Source organism: Zunongwangia profunda SM-A87 (assembly GCF_000023465.1).
GTDB lineage: Bacteria > Bacteroidota > Bacteroidia > Flavobacteriales > Flavobacteriaceae > Zunongwangia > Zunongwangia profunda.
On record NC_014041.1, the window covers coordinates 2,544,292 to 2,563,436 of the forward strand.

The window sequence follows — 19,145 nt, forward strand, 5'->3', positions numbered from 1 at the left end:
ACGAATGAATCAACCTTTAGCATATGTGCATCCAGGAGCGAAAATCGCTAAAAATGTCGTAATCGAGCCGTTTGCAACGATTCATAACAATGTAGTAATTGGTGAAGGCAGCTGGATAGGATCTAATGTGACCATTATGGAAGGTGCACGTATAGGTAAAAATTGTAGTATTTTCCCGGGAGCAGTGATCTCTGCCATTCCACAGGATAAAAAATTTGATGATGAAGATACGGTAACTATTATTGGGGATAATACGACTATTAGAGAGTGCGTAACCATAAATCGAGGAACCACAGATCGTATGAAAACCGTCATCGGCCAAAACTGTTGGATCATGGCCTATTGCCATATTGCACACGATTGTATTGTAGGTGATAATTGTATTTTTTCTAATAACAGTACACTGGCAGGACATATAAATGTGGGGGATCACGTGGTCTTAGCAGGTATGGCAGCAATACAACAATTTTGCAGTATTGGTAAACATGCTTTTGTAACCGGGGGATCATTGGTTAGAAAAGATGTGCCGCCATTTGTAAAAGCGGGACGTGAACCATTATCTTATGTAGGTATCAATTCTATAGGATTGCGTCGTAGAGGATTTACAACCGATAAAATAAGGGAGATCCAGGATATTTACAGGATATTATACCAAAAAAATTATAATAACTCGCAGGCCGTTGCTATTATAGAAGCAGAAATGCAGGCTACGGCCGAGCGTGACGAAATATTGGAATTTATTAAAAACTCTCAAAGAGGTATCATGAAAGGATACTTCAGTTCAAATTAAATAATTAAGCGAATGGCAAATACAAGTGATATTAGAAACGGACTTTGTATACGATACAACCACGATATTTTTAAGATTATTGAATTTCTTCATGTAAAACCAGGAAAAGGACCTGCTTTTGTAAGAACAAAACTTAAAAGTGTTACAACCGGTAAAGTAATTGATAATACATTTTCTGCCGGGCATAAAATTGAAGATGTTCGTGTAGAAACCCATAAATACCAGTTTTTGTATCAGGATGGTGAGTTTTATCACTTTATGCATGTAGAAGATTACACACAGATTCGTCTTTTGGAAAGTGCTTTAGATATGCCACAGTTGCTAAAAGAAGGAGAGGTGCTTACGGTAATTATCAATACAGAAGATAATATGCCGCTTTCTACAGAGATGCCTGCGAGTGTAGTATTAGAAGTGACACATACCGAGCCCGGTGTAAAAGGGAATACGGCAACTAACGCAACAAAACCAGCGACTGTGGAAACTGGAGCTGAAGTTAATGTTCCTCTTTTTATAAATGAAGGTGATAAAATTCGTATCGAAACCGAAAAAGGGACCTATAAAGAACGAATTAAAGAATAAGATTTTTAGAGAATAATTGAAAAAGGAAAGGTAAATTTATCTTTCCTTTTTTTATATTTAATATTGAAATGAAATTTCCACAAATTCATACATTAGAACAAATTGCGACGATTATTACCTGCGGTTTTGTAGGAGATAAAGATTTTCCGGTTAAAGGAATGAATGAAATTCATGTAGTGACCCCGGGAGATATTGTATTTGTAGACCACCCAAAATATTACGATAAGGCATTAAAATCTGCAGCTACCATTATCCTGATCAATAAAGAAGTTGAATGTCCTGAAGGTAAAGCCCTTTTAATTTCAGACGATCCGTTTAGGGATTTTAATAAGCTTTCTAAATATTTTAAACCTTTTCTAAAAGCTGAGAAATCGATATCAGAGTCTGCTCTTATAGGAAAAGGAAGTCATATACAACCAACTGCTTTTATCGGCAATCATGTAAGTATTGGTGAACATTGTATTATTGGTGCGAATGTTACGATTAACGATCATACATTGATTGGTGACCATGTAATTATTCAGGCCGGTACTGTTATTGGAGGAGATGCATTCTATTATAAAAAGAGACCCGAAGGCTTCGATAGATTACTTTCTAGCGGCCGAGTAGTAATAGAAGATTATGTAGAAGTAGGTTGTAACTGTACGATAGATCGTGGAGTGACCGGAGATACTTTAATAAAAAAGGGAACTAAGATCGATAATCTTGTGCAGATAGGTCATGATACCGTGATTGGAGAAAAATGTCTTATAGCCTCCCAGGTTGGTATTGCCGGTTGCGTTATAGTAGAAGATGAAGTGACCCTTTGGGGTCAGGCTGGTGTTAGAAGTGATGTCACTCTGGGGAAAGCGGGAGTGATTATGGCACAAACAGGAGTAAGTAAAAGCACACAACCCGGAATTACCTATTGGGGAACGCCGTTTAAAGAAGTTCGAACTTTTCTTAAAGAACAGGCGAGCCTAAAACATTTGCCAGATTTAATTAAAAATTCCCAAAAGAAATAAGAAAGATGAGTTTACGCGGTAAAAAATTAGTTGAAGAATTTTATAGATTATTCTCTAATGAACCCAAAGAGGCTACAGCCCTATTGCATCCAGAAGTTACACTCGATTGGTATAGCAGTACCGGTTACCGCAAGCTGAATAAGACTAATCTAACAGATCTGATAAAAGAGATGAATGTTTCTTACGAGAGCTTAAGGTTAGAAACTTATAAGACGATAAAGGAAGATCAAAATGTGGTGATTTACTTTTCTTATTATGTGAAAACCATTGAAAATCCGGAAGAGGAATTACCTTTTGGCGATTTTATGGTGATTTGGGAATTAAAAGAAAATCTACTTTATAAGGGCTCACAAATAAGTCAGTTACCCCACTAAGCCATAACCGTTATAGAAATATAGCGGTTTTTTTGTTAAATATTAGTTCTATGTTTGTAGAATTAAAATTAAATTCTACATTTGTAGAGATAATTCTAATAAAGTAGAATAATGAAACTTTCCAATGCTGAAGAAGAGCTAATGCAAATTTTATGGAAGCAGAAAAAAGCTTTTATGAAAGATTTAATTGATGCTTATCCAGAACCTAAACCAGCAAATACCACCGTTGCCACCTTATTAAAAAGAATGCGTGATAAAAAATTTGTTGATTTTGTACAATACGGCCGTTCCAGAGAATATTTTCCTTTGGTGAAAAAGACAGATTATTTCTCTAAACAAATGAACGGACTTATAAAGAATTTCTTCAATAATTCTGCCGCACAGTTCGCTTCTTTCTTTACTGAGGAAACCGATTTATCTGAAGAGGAATTAAAAGAGCTACGAAAAATAATTGACGAAAGAATCAAAAATCAATAGTCTATGATTCTTTATATCCTAAAATTTACCGGTTGTCTTTTGGTGTTGTATCTGTTTTATAGGTTGGTTCTAGAAAACGAAAAGAATCATAGGTTTAAGCGATTTTATTTATTGTTCACTTTGTTCGCCGCTATGACTATTCCCTTAGTTACGATAACTTATCACGTAGAAGCACCAATATCACAGGCAACAATCCTAATGCCAGATACTATGACTAATGTAGAAGAAGTAAACACAACTTCCTGGAAAGAGGTGCTTCCGGTACTCTTATGGGCGATTTATGCTCTTGGTTTTAGTGTTTTTTTGATACGGTTCTTGAAAAATCTTTGGTATTTAAAGAATCTTATCCGTACATATGAAAATGTAAGGGAATCGCTTAGTGTAAAGGTATTACTACCTTTTCAGCAAATACCGTATTCCTATTTCAGGTATATTTTTGTTGAAAGACAGGCCTTTGAAAATAAAACCATTCCGTATGAAATTTAAAACACGAAGAAGCCCATGTACAGCAAAAACACACATTGGATTTATTGGTATTGGAAATTCTACAGATTGTATTTTGGTTTAATCCGCTGTTTATTTTTATCAAAAAGTCAATACGCTTAAATCATGAGTTTCTTGCAGATGAGGCCGTATTGAACCAGAATATAAGTGCCTTGTCATATTCAAAATTATTACTTCATAGCTCGTTCGGCTCACATCAGGCCCCAATGACGAGTTCATTTAAACATTCATTAATCAAAAAACGAATCGTTATGATTTCAAATTCATTTTCAAAAAAGAGAGTAGGGCTAAAAATGGGATTTTTAGTGCCGGTAGTATGTTGTTGTATTTATTTTTTCAACAATAATATTGTGGCTGAAACTATACAGCAGGAACCGCCAATTGTTACTGAAATATTGGAAGCTTTTACCATGAAAATTCATGGAGAACAGATTGAGCTAAACGGAGAGAAAATTAGACTAAACGAATTTGTTTCGAAATTGGATAAAATCACCGTGGACTTGCAACAAAAAACTGGACAAATAGTTGAATGACTACGCTGCTAGTTTAAGGTTATACATGTCTAATTCAAATTCTCTTATAGTTCTATTTCCTAAAAAGGAATGTCTTCTTCTATTATTATACCAAGTTTCTATCCATCCAAAGATGGATAACTCCGCTTCAGATCTCAACTTATAATTGTGCCTATAAACCCATTCTACCTTTAATGATTTAAAGAACGATTCAGCAATGGCATTATCCCAGCAATTACCTTTTCTGCTCATAGATTGGTTTACTAAGCCATTGTAACTTTTAATTAATGAGGTAAACTTATGGCTGGCATATTGTATACCTCGGTCGGAATGAAAAATTAAAGACTGGGTTAAAGTAGTTTTCTTTATAGCCATATGCCAAGCCTTAATAATAGTGTCTTCTGTACTTAGATTATCGCTTAGAGCCCATCCAACAACTTTGCGGTTAAACAAATCAATAATGACAGTAAGGTATAACCAGCCCTGTTTGGTTTTGATATAGGTTATATCGCTTACCCAAACTTGATCCTGTCGGCTTACTTCAAAGTTTTGGTTTAATAAATTAGGAGCTATGGGGTAATTATGTTGACTATATGTGGTTGCTTTAAACTTACGTTTTCGTTTTGCAAACAAATAATTAGCACTCATAATACGTGCAACTCTAGGCTTTGATATTTTATAGCCTAATGTCTCTAGTTCTGTTTTTATTCTAGGTGAACCATAGCTTTGAAAGCTATCTTTAAATATAGATTTAATAAGCCCAGTTACCTTTTGATTTTCTAACCATAATTTACTTGGTCCCGATTGTAACCAATGGTAATAGCCACTTTTGCTTACTTTCAATATTTTACACATCGTCTCGACAGGAAATCTCATAAGGTGTTGTTTTATAAACCTGTATTTTTCTTGTCGCTCGCGGAGAAGATGCTGATGGCCTTTTTTAAGATGTCTCGTTCTAACTCGGCTTCTTTTAATGCCTTTTTTAATCGGGCTATCTCTTTTTCTTCATCGGTCATTTTAGGATTACCACGGCCAGGGAAACTGTTGTTACCGTAATCTTTTAACTCTCTACGCCAACGGTAAAGTACAGATGGAAATATATCCAAGTCTTCACATACTTGTTTTACATTGCCTTTAGCATAACTTAACTCGACTGCTTTTTGTTTAAATTCTAAGGTGTAATGTTTAGATTTTCTTCTCATAATTGCTAAGGTAATAACTAGCAAAAATATTCTCTCAACTTAGTGTCCGGTCTAATGTAGTAATTCCACCGATCAATATTCTGACGAAGATTTGCTAAAAAATAATATACGTTTAGAATTAACGAACGTTTCTGAAGATTTTAAAAAGAAAGTAGAAAAGGAATTTTTAAAAACACATTATTACAAAGTGATGAAGCAACATGCTAAAAAAGTGACCTTATTTCCTGCTTTACCTGCGCCACCACCGCCGCCAATGCAATTTAAAAACAAAGAAAAGAAACCGGTTGCTCCACCTGTTCCCCCAAAAGCACCAAATAAAGATAGTATAGTTGAAGTTATTGAGGTAGTTGAAGATGTGCCTGAGCCACCAAAACCGATGATAATTGAAGTGGTAGAAGACATTCCCGAACCTTCTAAAGTAGAGGAAATTATTGCTGTGGAAGCAATTGATATTCAAAACCCGCAAAGACCAACACACCAGATTTATATAAATAATGAAAAATCTATTAAAGAATTGATCAAAGATTATAATGATCAGCTTAAAAAAGTGAATGCGCTTTTACCTGAAGGATACCCAATGGCTTATCTTAATTTGAAAGAAGAGGAGCAGGATGAAATTAATAATAATATAGGAAAACTTTATAAAATCCATCTTGCTCTTTCCAAAAGAGGAGCGCAAGACAAAGTAAGTTTAATGCCACCGCCACCACCGGCTAGAAATGATAATAAACGTTAATAACTAAATATTTGAAAAGGAGGGTTAAAACAACTTTCCTTTTTTATAATTATACTTTAAAAGCCACAATAATCTTTAAAAAAGCTTTATGTTTTATCTTTAAAAACCTACTTTTGTGTAGCTAATTACAATAAATACTTATGAGCGTTTTAGTAAATAAAGATTCAAAAATAATCGTGCAGGGATTTACCGGTAGCGAAGGTACTTTTCATGCAGAGCAAATGATAGAATATGGTTCCAATGTTGTTGGAGGTGTAACTCCTGGTAAAGGAGGACAAAAGCATTTGGACAGACCGGTATTCAATACAGTTTCAGATGCTGTTAAAGAAACCGGTGCCGATGTTACCATTATTTTTGTGCCGCCAGCATTTGCTGCCGATGCCATTATGGAAGCTGCCGATGCAGGTATTAAAGTAATCATTACTATTACCGAGGGTATTCCTGTTGCAGATATGGTTAAGGCTTCTAATTATATTAAAAACAAAGACTGCCGTCTAATTGGCCCTAACTGCCCTGGTGTTATCACTCCGGGTGAAGCTAAAGTAGGGATCATGCCAGGTTTCGTTTTCAAAAAGGGAACTGTAGGTATTGTTTCTAAATCTGGTACTTTAACTTACGAAGCTGCCGATCAGGTTGTAAAAGAAGGTTTAGGAATTACTACGGCAATTGGTATTGGTGGAGATCCAATTATTGGAACGACTACTAAAGAAGCAGTAGAGCTTTTAATGAATGATGATGAAACCAAGGCTATCGTTATGATCGGTGAAATTGGAGGACAGTTGGAAGCTGATGCTGCTAAATGGATCAAAGAAAACGGTAATAAGAAACCGGTTATCGGGTTTATCGCTGGTGAAACTGCTCCTGCAGGAAGAACTATGGGACATGCTGGTGCAATTGTAGGTGGTAGCGAAGATACCGCACAAGCTAAAAAAGCAATCTTAAAGGAAAACGGAGTTCATGTGGTGGATTCTCCAGCAGAAATTGGTAAAAAAGTTGCCGAAGTTCTGGGATAAAAGTTAAAATTTAAGATAATTTTAAATAATTTTAGTCCGTAAGCGTTATTTGCTTACGGACTTTTTTATTTTTATAAATATTTATCAATCAAAATTTTAACTATGAGGAAATATTATATGCCTCTAATGGCAATGCTTTTTCTTGCTTTTTCATCCTGCAAAAAAGAAAAGGAAGAAAAATCGAACATTCAGACTGACGCCAACGGCTTTTCTTATGAAACTTTTGAAGACGATCCTACCGGTTTGCGTCTGTATACCTTAGACAACGGTTTAAAGGTTTATTTAAGTCAAAATAATGAAGAACCTAAGATTCAAACTTTAATTGCCGTACGTGCCGGGTCTACTTATGATCCTGCAGATAATACCGGTTTAGCCCATTATCTGGAGCATATGGTATTTAAAGGAACCAGTAAAATAGGAACGCAGGATTGGGCGACTGAAAAAGTACTTCTAGATTCGATTTCTGATCTTTACGAAAAGCATAAAGCTACGACCGATCCTGACGAGAAAAAAGAAATCTATCGCCAGATCGATTTGGTATCACAGGAAGCTTCCAAGTATTCCATAGCTAACGAATATGATAAAATGGTAAGTTCTTTGGGAGCTGAGGGTACCAACGCTTTTACCTCTAACGAACAAACGGTTTATGTAAATAAAATTCCTTCTAACGAGTTGGATAAGTGGTTAATGGTAGAGAGCGAAAGGTTTAACGAACTCGTTTTACGTTTGTTTCATACCGAGTTAGAAGCCGTTTACGAAGAGTTTAACCGTGGACAGGACAGTGATTCCAGAAAGCAGTATTATGCCGTTTTAGAAGGTCTTTATCCTACCCATCCTTATGGTACACAATCTACGATAGGAAAATCAGAGCATTTAAAGAATCCTTCAATGCAAGCGATTCATAATTATTATGATCAATATTACGTGCCAAATAATATGGCCGTAATTCTTTCAGGCGATTTAGAATTTGATAGTACCATTCAAAAAGTAAATGAAGCTTTTGGAGGCTACGAATCTAAAGAAGTAACTCACCCTACCTTTCCAGAGGAACAACCTATCACAGCGCCTATCGAGAAAGAAGTATTTGGACCAACTTCAGAATCTGTTTATGTAGCTTTTCGTACCGATGGTGTTGGCAGTAAAGATCAAAAGATCGTTTACTTAATCGATTATATTTTGGCAAATTCTCAGGCCGGTTTAATAGATTTGGACCTTAACCAAAAACAAAAGGTACAACAGGCCTCTTCATATACCAATTTTGATAATGACTATGGTTTCCATTTGTTATACGGGATGCCAAAAGCCGATCAAACTTTGGAAGAAGTGAAAGATTTATTACTCGCGGAAGTTGAGAAGATCAAGAAAGGAGAATTTGATGATTGGTTAATCGATGCGGTGATAAATGATTTAAAACTATCTGAAATTCGGCAGTATGAAGATGCATCTTCGGTAGCTTATGCCCACATGGATGCCTTTATTCATTTCCAGGACTGGCAGGATGTAGTTGATTTTACAAACGATTTAAAATCGATTACCAAAGAAGAACTTGTGAATTACGCTAATGAGCATTATAAAGATAATTATGTTACGGTTTATAAACGAATAGGGGAAGACCCTAATATCGCCAAAGTAGAAAATCCCGGAATTACTCCGGTTCAGTTAAATCGTGACAAGCAATCAGATTTTCTAATTGAATTCAACAAATCTGAGGCTCCGGTATTAACTCCGCAATATGTAGACTACGAGGAGGCGATCAAAGAATCCAAAACTGAAAATGGATTACCGGTTTCTTATATCCTAAATGAAAATAACGATCTTTTTAACCTGTATTTTATTTTTGATATGGGGCAGGATAATGATAAAGAAATCTCTTTAGCTACGGGATACCTTGATTATTTAGGTACCGATAAATACACTCCTGAGGAATTAAAGCAGGAATTTTACAAACTTGGTATTAGTTATTTTGTAAGCGCCGGTTCCGACCAGATTTATGTTGGTATTAGCGGCTTAAAAGAAAATTTACCTAAAGGATTAGAATTACTTGAGCATCTTTGGAAAAATGCAAAACCAGATCAGGAAACTTATGAGAAATATGTGGCTTCTATTATGAAAGGTCGTGATGATGCCAAAACCCAAAAGGGAAATATTTTGTTTAATGGTTTAATGAATTATGGAAAATACGGCGAAGATTCCCGTCTTCGTAATATTTATACCGAAGCCGAATTAAACGCTTTGGATCCGGCAGAGCTGGTAGATAAAGTAAAAGATCTGCGTAATTACAAACAACGAATTCTTTATTATGGAAAAGATCCTGAAGCAGCGGTAACCGCAGTGAGCGAAAAACACGATGTAGCATCAGAACTTAATGAGTATCCAGAGGCACGTAAATATAACGAAAAGGAGACCGGTGGTAATGTGTACTTTGTAGATTACGATATGGTACAAAGCGAAATGATTTTCCTTGCAAAAGGAGATGATTTTGATGCCGAAGAAATGGCAGCCACTCAATTATTCAATACCTATTTTGGTAGTGGGTTATCGTCTATTGTATTTCAGGAAATAAGGGAATCCAAGTCGTTAGCCTACTCTGCATTCTCGAGTTATCAAATGGCTGCAGAAGTTGATAAACCAAATTATACGATGGCCTATATTGGTACTCAGGCCAATAAAATGCCACAGGCGGTGGATGCGATGATGGAATTAATGACTAATATGCCAGAAGCGAAAGAGCAGTTTGAAGCGGCTAAAGAAGCTACATTAAAGAAAATCGCGGCAGATCGTATCACCAAAACCAATATCTTTTGGAGCTACGAGCGATTAAAAGACCGTGGTTTAGATCACGACATGCGCAAAGAAATGTACGAAGCAATTCAAGGGATGAGCTTCGAAGATTTACAAACATTTTTTGATAACAATATTAAAGGACAGGATTACAATGTTTTGGTGATAGGAAATAAAAAAGATGTAGACATGCAAGCACTAAATAAATTAGGTGATGTACAAGAACTCGATATCGATTACCTGTTCAATTACGAGAAAAAGGAAGAGAAAGACTTAAAAATGTAATTCAGCGTCAATAAAAAACAAAGACCTCCTTGAAAAAGGAGGTTTTTTTATACCTAAACAATGCATATTCTTATATTTGGCGAAGATAAATCTAACTTACTATAATATATGAAATTATTAGAAGGTAAAAATGCTATCGTAACCGGTGGAAGCCGTGGTATTGGTAGAGGTATAGCAAAAGTGTTTGCAGCCCATGGTGCAAATGTGGCATTTACGTATAATTCCTCTGAAGAAGCAGCTAAAGAACTGGAACAAGAGCTTTCTGAAAGTGGAGTAAAAGCAAAAGGTTACAAATCGAATGCTGCTGATTTTGAACAGGCGCAGGAACTAATTAAAAATGTAGCAGAAGACTTTGGAGCTATCGATATTCTTGTCAACAATGCCGGTATCACAAAAGATAACCTGCTAATGCGTATGAGTGAGGAGGATTTTGATCGCGTGATCGAAGTAAACCTTAAATCGATTTTTAATATGACCAAAGCGGTACAGCGTACCATGCTTAAACAACGTAAAGGAAGCATTATTAATATGAGCTCTGTTGTTGGAGTAAAAGGAAATGCCGGTCAGGCAAATTATGCCGCCTCTAAAGCCGGGATCATAGGTTTTAGTAAGTCTATGGCTTTAGAGCTAGGTTCACGTAATATACGTACCAATGTAATAGCTCCTGGTTTTATCGAAACTGAAATGACCGAGAAGTTAGACGAAAAAGTGGTACAGGGATGGCGAGATAATATTCCGCTAAAACGTGGCGGCACACCTGAAGATATTGCCAATGCCTGTGTATATTTAGGTAGCGATCTAAGTGCTTATGTTACCGGGCAGGTACTTAACGTAGATGGTGGAATGCTAACTTAATTTCTATCGCAGTGTTAATTTTCCATAGGATCTACCTGAAATTTTAATAGGTTTCGTATCTATAGGGCGCTGGCTTTTTTTGCGATTATTGATCGCTAAAATTATTTATTTCTGTTTTTGGGTTTTAGGTTGGTAAAGCCTTAATATTCTCTTAAATTACAACCCAAAACCGATAAATGGAGATACTCAACATAATATATATAACCCTGGCTGCATGCGTTGCGCTGGGGTTTTCTTATTTTCAATATTATGTAAAATCCAAGCGAAGTGGTAATCAGCGATTAATTCTTTTTATTTTAAGAGCTTTAAGCGTTTTTACACTACTTTTTTTATTAATCAATCCAAAGATTAAATCGGTTGTAATTGAAAGGGAGAAGCCAGATTTAGTCCTCGCTTTAGATAATACTGAATCTATTGCGCATCTTCATCAGGAAAATAATTTAAAAGAAATAGCTTCGTTTTTTAATAAAGATGAAGAGATTAATGAACGCTTTAATGTCCAAAATATTTATTTTGGTAGTGAAATTTCGACAGAAGATTCGGCCAATTTCGGCGCAAAACAAACCGATATTTTTAAAGTTTTAGATGATATTAAATCAAGTTTTAAAAAGAATCAAAATGCGACCATTTTAATAACTGATGGCAACCAGACTTTAGGTAGGGATTTTCAATATTTTAATGCTTCCAAAAACCAAAAAATCTTTCCAATTATCATTGGAGATACTACAAAATTTCCAGATCTAAGTATCGCTAAATTGAATGTAAACCGTTATGCTTTTCTGGATAATAAATTTCCGGTTGAGATTTTTATAAATTATTCAGGGTCAAAAAATGTCGCGTCAAGGTTTTTAATTTCAAAAGGCGGAAACACCGTTTTTTCTAAAGAGCTCAATTTTTCCGCAGAAAATAGGTCGGTAAGATTAGAGGCAAATTTGCAAGCGGTTCAGTTAGGACCCCAAACTTATTCCGCAGCAATCCTACCGATGGAAGACGAAAAAAATACAATCAATAACAAAAATGATTTTGCAGTAGATGTGATTGATGAGCGCACTTCGGTTTTAATTTTAAGCAGTATAGCACATCCAGATTTAGGGATGCTTAAAAAATCCATAGAAGCCAATAAGCAGCGAAAAGCAACTATAAAATATGCTAACGAAAATAATATTAATTTTAATGAATATCAGTTAGTTATATTTTATCAGCCAAACAATAACTTTAACGAATGGTTTGAAGCCATTAATGCCGTCAATTTAAATTATGTAGTCATTACCGGAACCCAAACCAATTGGAACGCTATTCATAAATCGATCCCGTATTTATCAAAAAACACCAGTAATGAGAAGCAGGATTTTTATGCAGCGATAAATCCCAGTTTTAACCAATTTCAGTTTGAAGATATAGGATTTTCAGATTTTCCTCCACTTCAGGCTACGTTTGGGGATTTAAAAATCAATACTGATTTTGATGCACTACTTTACCAAAAAATCGAAGGGGTTAATATCGAAGAACCTTTGTTGATGATGGTAAAAAATAACGATAGAAGTTCAGTGTATTTATTTGGAGAAAACATTTGGCGTTGGCGAACTAAAGTTTTTATAGATCATCAAAGTTTTGAAAAGTTCGATAATTTTATAGGTGCTCTTGTACAAAACCTATCTTCTAAAAAGAAAAAAGAGCGCTTAACGATCGACTATAAATCTTTCTATTATTCCAACGAAATTGTAAAATTTAATGCGCAATTTTTTGATGAAAATTACCAGTTTGATCCTAATGCAAATCTTCAAATTGAACTGGAAAATGATCATCGAAATACAGATTTAAATTCAAGGTTTTTATTACGGAATAATTTTTATGAAGTTAGTTTTAATACGCTTCAACCGGGGGATTATAATTTTACCGTGACTGAAGATGATTCAGAAATAAAAAAGTCAGGTAAATTTTCCGTAATTTCGTTCAATGTAGAAGAGCAATTTTCTTCAGCAAATTTTTCAAAATTAAATAGTCTGGCCCTTAAAAATGATAGTCAGGTTTATTTCCCCAATCAGCTTCAGGATTTAAAAAAACAACTTTTAAAGGATAGTCGTTTTTCTATCATCATAGAAGAAAGTACGAAGTTTCGCCCCATCATTGATTGGTATGTTTTATTATTTGTATTGATCGGATTATTGACAGGAGAATGGTTTTACAGAAAATATAAAGGTTTAATTTAATAGATTATTTATGGATAGATTACCCAAGATTGCAATACCAATTTTTATAGGATTGGTTGTTTTAATAATTTTTGTTTCGAAATCTACAATTACAATCGGTTCTGGTGAAGCGGGTGTGCTGTATAAGACTTTTGGAAACGGGGTGGTTACCGATGAACCACCTTTAAGTGAAGGTTTTCATTTAGTAGCGCCCTGGAACAGAGTTTTTGTATATGAAGTACGACAACAGTCCTTAGACGAAAAGATGACGGTGTTATCTTCAAATGGATTAGAGATTAAACTAGATGCTTCTGTTTGGTTTCAGCCGTCTTATCAAGATTTAGGAAAATTGCATAAAGAGAAAAGTGAAGCTTATATTGAACGTTTGCTAAAGCCTGCCTTACGCTCGGCTACGCGTGCGGTAGTAGGTAGATATAATCCTGAACAATTATATTCCAGCAAGCGTGAAGCCATTCAGGAAGAAATTTTAGAAGAAACACAGATTCTTTTAAGAGAACAATACGTTCAGGTAAACGAAGTTTTAGTAAGAGATGTATCGTTGCCATCAACCATTAAAGATGCCATAGAGCGTAAATTAAGACAGGAACAGGAGTCTTTAGAATATGAATACAGATTAACCAAAGCCGAACAGGAAGCAGAACGTCAGCGAATCGATGCGGAAGGTAAAGCACGAGCAAACCGAATTTTGAGTGAATCTTTAACCGATAAAGTTTTACAGGAAAAAGGGATACAGGCCACTTTAGAACTGGCAAAATCTGGTAATGCTAAAACCGTAATTATTGGCTCGGGTGAGAATGGATTACCATTAATTTTAGGAAATAACTAAAATTTATATTAGAAATTTTAAATTCTGATTTTGAATTTTAAAATTAATACTTAGATTTGCTGTTATAATGAGAACGATACAATTACATCACCATCATCATATTTACTACTGCGCTCAGGCGAGGTAAATTTGATATGTGGTAATGTTAAGCATATTTAGAAACCCGTTTGAGCTAATCAAACGGGTTTTTTATTTGTTCAAATTTTAAAACTTAAATAACTAAGCACTAAAATAAAATGCTTTTTTGATGAAAAAAGAAAAATTAAGAATCGCAATTCAGAAATCTGGTCGTCTAAATGAAGATTCGCTAAAGATCTTAAAAGATGCGGGGGTTTCAATAGATAACGGGAAGGAGCAGTTAAAAGCTTCGGCCCGCAATTTTCCTGTAGATGTATTATACCTAAGGAATGGTGATATCCCCCAGTATTTAAGAGACGGGGTGGTAGATGTTGCTATACTAGGGGAGAATGTTTTGGTAGAAAAAGGGAAAGATATTATTCGCGGGGAGAAACTTGGCTTCTCAAAATGCCGTGTTTCCCTTGCGGTTCCAAAATCGATGAAATATAATGGAATCCAGGATCTGGAAGGAAAGAAAATCGCTACCAGTTACCCAAATACCGTAAAAGAATATTTAACGAAAAAAGGAATCACGGCAGATCTGCATATTATTAACGGTTCTGTTGAAATCGCTCCTAATATAGGTTTAGCTGATGCCATTTGTGATATCGTTTCGAGTGGAAGTACCTTGTTTAAAAACAATTTGAAAGAAGCTGAAGTAATGCTGAAGAGCGAGGCAATATTGGCTATTTCACCAAAGATATCTGAAGAGCGTCAGCAGATCTTGGATCAGTTGCAATTCAGGATTAAATCGGTTTTAAATGCGAGAACATCAAAATATATATTACTAAATGCACCCAATGACAAGCTGGATGATATTATAAGATTGTTACCGGGTATGCGTTCTCCTACCGTATTACCGTTAGCAGAAGAAGGATGGAGTTCTATTCATACGGTGATTAATGAAGAGCGCTTTTGGGAAGTGATCGACGAACTAAAACAACAAGGAGCAGAAGGTTTACTTGTAGTACCTATTGAAAAAATGGTGCTGTAATTAATTTGATGATGTGTTAATGTGGCAATTTGAAAATTAATTTTCATTACTGATTTTGAATTTTAAATGAAAGCTTAGATGCCCCGGCGGCTGAGTGATTGCGAGGAAGGAGTAATCTTATCGAAGCCAGAGGAAGTTAGAAATAAGAAGAGATAAAATAGAAAAGAGATATGGAGAATGATTTATGATCAGATTTTTCGACTTCGTTTTTCTAGGCTCGAAATTACAAATTAAAGCGTAGTGCAGAATTTGAAAGTATTGATTTATAAATTGATAATGGCTGTCACTTCGAGTGATGCTGACGATAGGCAGAATTGTATCGAGAAGTATATTTAAGTCAGAATTTAGATCGTTTTTTTAGAAATTCAAAAATTGAAATTGAATCAATAAAGCTTACAGCTGAAAGCTAAAAGTGAAAAATTGACTAAGACTGAAATAATTTGCCCTTTTTCTTAAACTTTTAAACAATGGAAAAAGGTAAACAACGCCGGGTTTTTAGTGTTGACCTAAAACTTGATTTAGTGAAAAAAATCGAACAGGGTGACCTCCGGGTTTTGGATGTCACCAATGTTTACTGAGTGAGTCGTACCGCCGTTTACAAATGGCTCATAAAATATTCCGATCTTTACCGCAGCGAAACCAGGGTTATAGTGGAACAAAAAAGTATGAGCAAAAAGAACAAAGAACTGCAATATCAGATCAAGAAACTTGAGCAAGCCCTTGGTCAAAAACAGATGCGAATTGATTACCTGGAGAAGGTCGTTGAATTTGCTTCGGAACGTTCTGGGGAGGATATCGAAAAAAAGAACAAACGGCTGTCCTAGAATATTTCCGAATGAACAAGTCAAGTTTTAATGGTTCCATGACAGCATTATATAACATGCTAGGGATAACCAAGCAGGCTCACTATAAGCGGGTTAAACAACAGGCTCACTTGTCAGGGATTGCTCAGGAAGTAATTGCATCTGCTCAAGAAATCCGTAAGAAACATAGGAATATGGGGTGTCGCAAGCTTTATGATCAGATCAAGCCCGAGAGGATAGGCCCAAGTGTACTGCGAGAATACCTCAGGCAACTATCGTTTTTTTAGAAATTCAAAAATTGAAATTGAATCAATAACGCTTACACCTGAAAGCTAAAAGTGAAAAATTGACTAAGACTGAAATAATTCGCCCTTTTTCTTAAACTTTTAAACAATGGAAAAAGGTAAACAACGCCGGGTTTTTAGTGTTGACCTAAAACTTGATTTACTGAAAAAAATCGAACAGGGTGACCTCCGGGTTTTGGATGTCACCAATGTTTACGGAGTGAGTCGTACCGCCGTTTACAAATGGCTCACAAAATATTCCGATCTTTACCGCAGCGAAACCAGGGTTATAGTGGAACAAAAAAGTATGAGCAAAAAGAACAAAGAACTGCAAGATCAGATCAAGAAACTTGAGCAAGCCCTTGGTCAGAAACAGATGCGAATTGATTACCTGGAGAAGGTCGTTGAATATGCTTCGGAACGTTCTGGGGAGGATATCGAAAAAAAGAACAAACGGCTGTCCTAGAATATTTCCGAATGAACAAGTCAAGTTTCAATGGTTCCATGACAGCATTATATAACATGCTAGGGATAACCAAGCAGGCTCACTATAAGCGGGTTAAACAACAGGCTCACTTGTCAGGGATTGCTCAGGAAGTAATTGCATCTGCTCAAGAAATCCGTAAGAAACATAGGAATATGGGGTGTCGCAAGCTTTATGATCAGATCAAGCCCGAGAGGATAGGCAGGGATAGGTTTGAAGCAATCCTTCTCGCCAATGGATTTAGGGTAGCACGTATAAAAAGCCATCACCGTACGACCTATGCAGGTAAGCGGTGGTATCCAAACCTGATAAGTGGCACTACAATAAAGAAAGAAAACAGGCTCTTGGTGAGTGACATAACTTATATATCGGTTTATATAGGATGCCATTACTATCTTACCCTGGTGCTAGATGTTTATAGCCGAATGATTACAGGATGGAGCTTATCGGCCAACATGACCACAGAGGACACCGTTGTTCCAGCCTTTAAGATGGCTGTAGCAGGTCTAGACAATCAAGAACGCAAAAAACTTATTTTTCATTCAGACAGGGGCAGCCAGTATGGTTCAGACAAAATGGAACAACTCCATAAGCACTATTCAACCACCCCTAGCATGGGAGGGAAAGCCTGGGAGAATGCCCATGCAGAGTCTATAAATGGGATACTTAAGAATGAGTATATCAATTTCGAAAATATGAATATATCACTTAAACAAGCTCAAAAGTTGGTAGAAGAGGCCATTTATTTATATAATTTTGAGCGGCCACATGGTTCACTGAAAAATAGGAAACCACAAGAATTTTTAAACTTTGTTCAGCGCTTAGCTACTGAACAAAGACCAGTATTTAAAATAAATTATTAACTTGAAAAAAGGCAACCTTATTCAGGCAAGGTCAAATTGTAAACCGTAAACTGTGAACAATAAATTATGAACAAAATATATAATCCTTCACAATCAGAATGGGAGGTTGTTTTAAAACGGCCAACCAAAACCGTAGATGATATTGAAGATACGGTAAACCAAATTTTTGCCGAAGTAAAAGCCAAAGGAGACACCGCGGTGGCAAAATATACCGATATGTTTGATGGTATTAAGCTTGAAAATACTTTAGTAACATCAGAAGAAATTGCAACTGCTGAGGCTGAAATATCAGAAGAATTAAAATCAGCCATTCTTTTAGCTAAAAAGAATATTGAAAAATTCCATGCTGCTCAAAAAACAACGAAAGTTGAAATAGAAACAACAAGCGGTGTAAAATGCTGGCAGGAAAAGAGACCCATTCAGAAAATCGGATTATATATTCCCGGAGGAAGCGCACCCTTATTTTCGACAATCTTAATGTTAGCAGTACCAGCGGCAATTGCAGGTTGTAAAGAAATCGTGCTTTGTACGCCTCCTAACAAAGAAGGGAAAGTTCATCCTGCAATTTTATACACGGCTAATTTATGCGGAGTCACTAAAATCAATAAGATTGGAGGGATTCAGGCGATTGCTGCATTAACTTTCGGAACCGAGACAGTCCCCAAGGTATATAAAATTTTTGGCCCCGGAAATCAATTTGTAACCGTAGCCAAGCAGTTAGCTACTCGTCATAATGTCTCTATCGATATGCCAGCGGGTCCTTCAGAATTACTGGTAGTGGCAGACGATTCGGCTAATCCGGCTTATGTAGCATCAGATTTACTGAGTCAGGCTGAACATGGTGCCGATAGTCAGGTAATTTTAGTATCTACTTCAAAAACATTCTTGGATGCAGTAGAAGTAGAAGTAGAAAATCAGTTGTCAGCATTGCCAAGAAAAGCCATTGCAGAAAAGGCAATCGAAAATTCGAAATTGATCTATGTAGAGAACGATGAGATCGCCCTGGATTTAATCAATGAATACGGCCCGGAGCATTTTATCATTTCTACGGAAAATAACGATTTTTATACGGAAGGTATTATCAATGCAGGTTCGGTATTCATTGGTAATTATACACCTGAAAGTGCCGGAGATTACGCTTCAGGAACTAATCATACGTTACCGACTAATGGTTATGCCAAACAATATAGTGGTGTAAATCTGGATAGTTTTATGAAGAGTATGACGTTTCAGCAAATTTCAGAAGAAGGAATAAAAAGTATAGGCCCTGCTATCGAATTGATGGCTGAAGCAGAAGGCTTACAAGCGCATAAAAATGCAGTGACCCTGCGATTGAAAGATTTGAATTAATCTGTAATTGGATTAGAGATCGCTACGCTGTTAGAATATAGAATAAAGAAACAAGAATCAGAATTTATTTTGAATGCTAAATGTTGAATTTTGAATGATGCG

At 35.9% G+C, this 19,145-nt stretch carries 19 protein-coding genes and 1 pseudogene; 19 read left to right on the forward strand and 1 reads right to left on the reverse strand.

Going from position 1 to position 19,145, the window contains the following annotated elements:
* Positions 1-4 precede the first annotated feature (4 nt).
* The 8 genes and pseudogenes from lpxA (at position 5) to ZPR_RS23705 (ending at position 4,261) form a co-directional block, all read left to right on the forward strand.
* The gene (gene lpxA / locus ZPR_RS11245; protein WP_013071791.1) at positions 5-790 is read left to right on the forward strand and encodes an acyl-ACP--UDP-N-acetylglucosamine O-acyltransferase; all 786 of its coding nucleotides are present in this window, start codon (positions 5-7) and stop codon (positions 788-790) included.
* 12 nt (positions 791-802) lie between these two features.
* Entirely contained in the window at positions 803-1,369 is a 567-nt protein-coding gene (efp, locus tag ZPR_RS11250; protein ID WP_013071792.1) for an elongation factor P, read from the forward strand.
* Positions 1,370-1,437: 68 nt separating this feature from the next.
* On the forward strand, positions 1,438-2,373 hold the full coding sequence (locus ZPR_RS11255) for a UDP-3-O-(3-hydroxymyristoyl)glucosamine N-acyltransferase (protein ID WP_013071793.1): 936 nt from the start codon (positions 1,438-1,440) through the stop codon (positions 2,371-2,373).
* Positions 2,374-2,378: 5 nt separating this feature from the next.
* Positions 2,379-2,747, forward strand: a complete 369-nt coding sequence (locus ZPR_RS11260; protein WP_013071794.1) for a hypothetical protein — start codon at positions 2,379-2,381, stop codon at positions 2,745-2,747.
* 111 nt (positions 2,748-2,858) lie between these two features.
* On the forward strand, positions 2,859-3,224 hold the full coding sequence (locus tag ZPR_RS11265; RefSeq protein ID WP_013071795.1) for a BlaI/MecI/CopY family transcriptional regulator: 366 nt from the start codon (positions 2,859-2,861) through the stop codon (positions 3,222-3,224).
* A gap of 3 nt (positions 3,225-3,227) precedes the next feature.
* On the forward strand, positions 3,228-3,710 hold the full coding sequence (locus ZPR_RS11270) for a hypothetical protein (RefSeq protein WP_148211717.1): 483 nt from the start codon (positions 3,228-3,230) through the stop codon (positions 3,708-3,710).
* 50 nt (positions 3,711-3,760) lie between these two features.
* Positions 3,761-3,925 (forward strand): annotated as a pseudogene (locus ZPR_RS24035) (M56 family metallopeptidase); the annotation flags it as partial.
* A 54-nt stretch (positions 3,926-3,979) separates the two neighbouring features.
* Entirely contained in the window at positions 3,980-4,261 is a 282-nt protein-coding gene (locus tag ZPR_RS23705; RefSeq protein ID WP_013071797.1) for a hypothetical protein, read from the forward strand.
* On the opposite strand, the gene ZPR_RS11280 is transcribed toward ZPR_RS23705, so the two are convergent.
* A protein-coding gene (locus tag ZPR_RS11280) for an IS3 family transposase (RefSeq protein WP_086026153.1) occupies positions 4,262-5,466 on the reverse strand; the annotation gives its coding sequence in 2 pieces (ribosomal slippage) (positions 4,262-5,187 and positions 5,187-5,466; 1,206 coding nt in all).
* Positions 5,467-5,533: 67 nt separating this feature from the next.
* On the opposite strand from ZPR_RS11280, the gene ZPR_RS11290 reads away from it, so the two are divergent.
* The 11 genes from ZPR_RS11290 (at position 5,534) to hisD (ending at position 19,043) form a co-directional block, all read left to right on the forward strand.
* The gene (locus tag ZPR_RS11290; RefSeq protein WP_013071798.1) at positions 5,534-6,178 is read left to right on the forward strand and encodes a hypothetical protein; all 645 of its coding nucleotides are present in this window, start codon (positions 5,534-5,536) and stop codon (positions 6,176-6,178) included.
* A gap of 140 nt (positions 6,179-6,318) precedes the next feature.
* Positions 6,319-7,191 (forward strand): succinate--CoA ligase subunit alpha, encoded by an 873-nt coding sequence (gene sucD / locus ZPR_RS11295; protein WP_013071799.1) that lies wholly within the window; start codon positions 6,319-6,321, stop codon positions 7,189-7,191.
* A gap of 102 nt (positions 7,192-7,293) precedes the next feature.
* A complete protein-coding gene (locus ZPR_RS11300) occupies positions 7,294-10,257 on the forward strand; it encodes a M16 family metallopeptidase (RefSeq protein WP_049771441.1) in 2,964 nt (987 codons plus the stop codon).
* 108 nt (positions 10,258-10,365) lie between these two features.
* Entirely contained in the window at positions 10,366-11,112 is a 747-nt protein-coding gene (fabG, locus tag ZPR_RS11305) for a 3-oxoacyl-[acyl-carrier-protein] reductase (RefSeq protein WP_013071801.1), read from the forward strand.
* Between the two features lie 176 nt (positions 11,113-11,288).
* Positions 11,289-13,322, forward strand: coding sequence for a hypothetical protein (locus ZPR_RS11310; protein WP_013071802.1), 2,034 nt, complete (start codon positions 11,289-11,291; stop codon positions 13,320-13,322).
* A 10-nt stretch (positions 13,323-13,332) separates the two neighbouring features.
* A complete protein-coding gene (locus ZPR_RS11315; protein ID WP_013071803.1) occupies positions 13,333-14,148 on the forward strand; it encodes a prohibitin family protein in 816 nt (271 codons plus the stop codon).
* Positions 14,149-14,395: 247 nt separating this feature from the next.
* Positions 14,396-15,259 carry an ATP phosphoribosyltransferase gene (gene hisG / locus ZPR_RS11320; RefSeq protein WP_013071804.1) on the forward strand — a complete coding sequence of 288 codons (864 nt, stop codon included), beginning with the start codon at positions 14,396-14,398 and terminating at the stop codon, positions 15,257-15,259.
* A 578-nt stretch (positions 15,260-15,837) separates the two neighbouring features.
* Entirely contained in the window at positions 15,838-16,083 is a 246-nt protein-coding gene (locus ZPR_RS11325; RefSeq protein ID WP_013071806.1) for a hypothetical protein, read from the forward strand.
* Positions 16,084-16,455: 372 nt separating this feature from the next.
* Entirely contained in the window at positions 16,456-16,812 is a 357-nt protein-coding gene (locus tag ZPR_RS11335) for a transposase (protein ID WP_013071808.1), read from the forward strand.
* An 11-nt stretch (positions 16,813-16,823) separates the two neighbouring features.
* Positions 16,824-17,693, forward strand: coding sequence for an IS3 family transposase (locus ZPR_RS11340; RefSeq protein WP_013073789.1), 870 nt, complete (start codon positions 16,824-16,826; stop codon positions 17,691-17,693).
* A 66-nt stretch (positions 17,694-17,759) separates the two neighbouring features.
* Positions 17,760-19,043 carry a histidinol dehydrogenase gene (hisD, locus tag ZPR_RS11345; RefSeq protein ID WP_013071810.1) on the forward strand — a complete coding sequence of 428 codons (1,284 nt, stop codon included), beginning with the start codon at positions 17,760-17,762 and terminating at the stop codon, positions 19,041-19,043.
* Positions 19,044-19,145 lie beyond the last annotated feature (102 nt).

What these genes read in the sequence shown, in the direction of transcription:
- ZPR_RS11300 (WP_049771441.1), top strand. Translation starts at nt 7,294, where the DNA reads ATGAGGAAATATTATATGCCTCTAATGGCAATGCTTTTTCTTGCTTTT.
- fabG (WP_013071801.1), top strand. Translation starts at nt 10,366, where the DNA reads ATGAAATTATTAGAAGGTAAAAATGCTATCGTAACCGGTGGAAGCCGT.
- ZPR_RS11260 (WP_013071794.1), top strand. Translation starts at nt 2,379, where the DNA reads ATGAGTTTACGCGGTAAAAAATTAGTTGAAGAATTTTATAGATTATTC.
- ZPR_RS11270 (WP_148211717.1), top strand. Translation starts at nt 3,228, where the DNA reads ATGATTCTTTATATCCTAAAATTTACCGGTTGTCTTTTGGTGTTGTAT.
- hisD (WP_013071810.1), top strand. Translation starts at nt 17,760, where the DNA reads ATGAACAAAATATATAATCCTTCACAATCAGAATGGGAGGTTGTTTTA.
- hisG (WP_013071804.1), top strand. Translation starts at nt 14,396, where the DNA reads ATGAAAAAAGAAAAATTAAGAATCGCAATTCAGAAATCTGGTCGTCTA.
- efp (WP_013071792.1), top strand. Translation starts at nt 803, where the DNA reads ATGGCAAATACAAGTGATATTAGAAACGGACTTTGTATACGATACAAC.
- ZPR_RS23705 (WP_013071797.1), top strand. Translation starts at nt 3,980, where the DNA reads ATGATTTCAAATTCATTTTCAAAAAAGAGAGTAGGGCTAAAAATGGGA.
- lpxA (WP_013071791.1), top strand. Translation starts at nt 5, where the DNA reads ATGAATCAACCTTTAGCATATGTGCATCCAGGAGCGAAAATCGCTAAA.
- ZPR_RS11315 (WP_013071803.1), top strand. Translation starts at nt 13,333, where the DNA reads ATGGATAGATTACCCAAGATTGCAATACCAATTTTTATAGGATTGGTT.
- sucD (WP_013071799.1), top strand. Translation starts at nt 6,319, where the DNA reads ATGAGCGTTTTAGTAAATAAAGATTCAAAAATAATCGTGCAGGGATTT.
- ZPR_RS11265 (WP_013071795.1), top strand. Translation starts at nt 2,859, where the DNA reads ATGAAACTTTCCAATGCTGAAGAAGAGCTAATGCAAATTTTATGGAAG.
- ZPR_RS11310 (WP_013071802.1), top strand. Translation starts at nt 11,289, where the DNA reads ATGGAGATACTCAACATAATATATATAACCCTGGCTGCATGCGTTGCG.
- ZPR_RS11255 (WP_013071793.1), top strand. Translation starts at nt 1,438, where the DNA reads ATGAAATTTCCACAAATTCATACATTAGAACAAATTGCGACGATTATT.
- ZPR_RS11340 (WP_013073789.1), top strand. Translation starts at nt 16,824, where the DNA reads ATGAACAAGTCAAGTTTCAATGGTTCCATGACAGCATTATATAACATG.
- ZPR_RS11335 (WP_013071808.1), top strand. Translation starts at nt 16,456, where the DNA reads ATGGAAAAAGGTAAACAACGCCGGGTTTTTAGTGTTGACCTAAAACTT.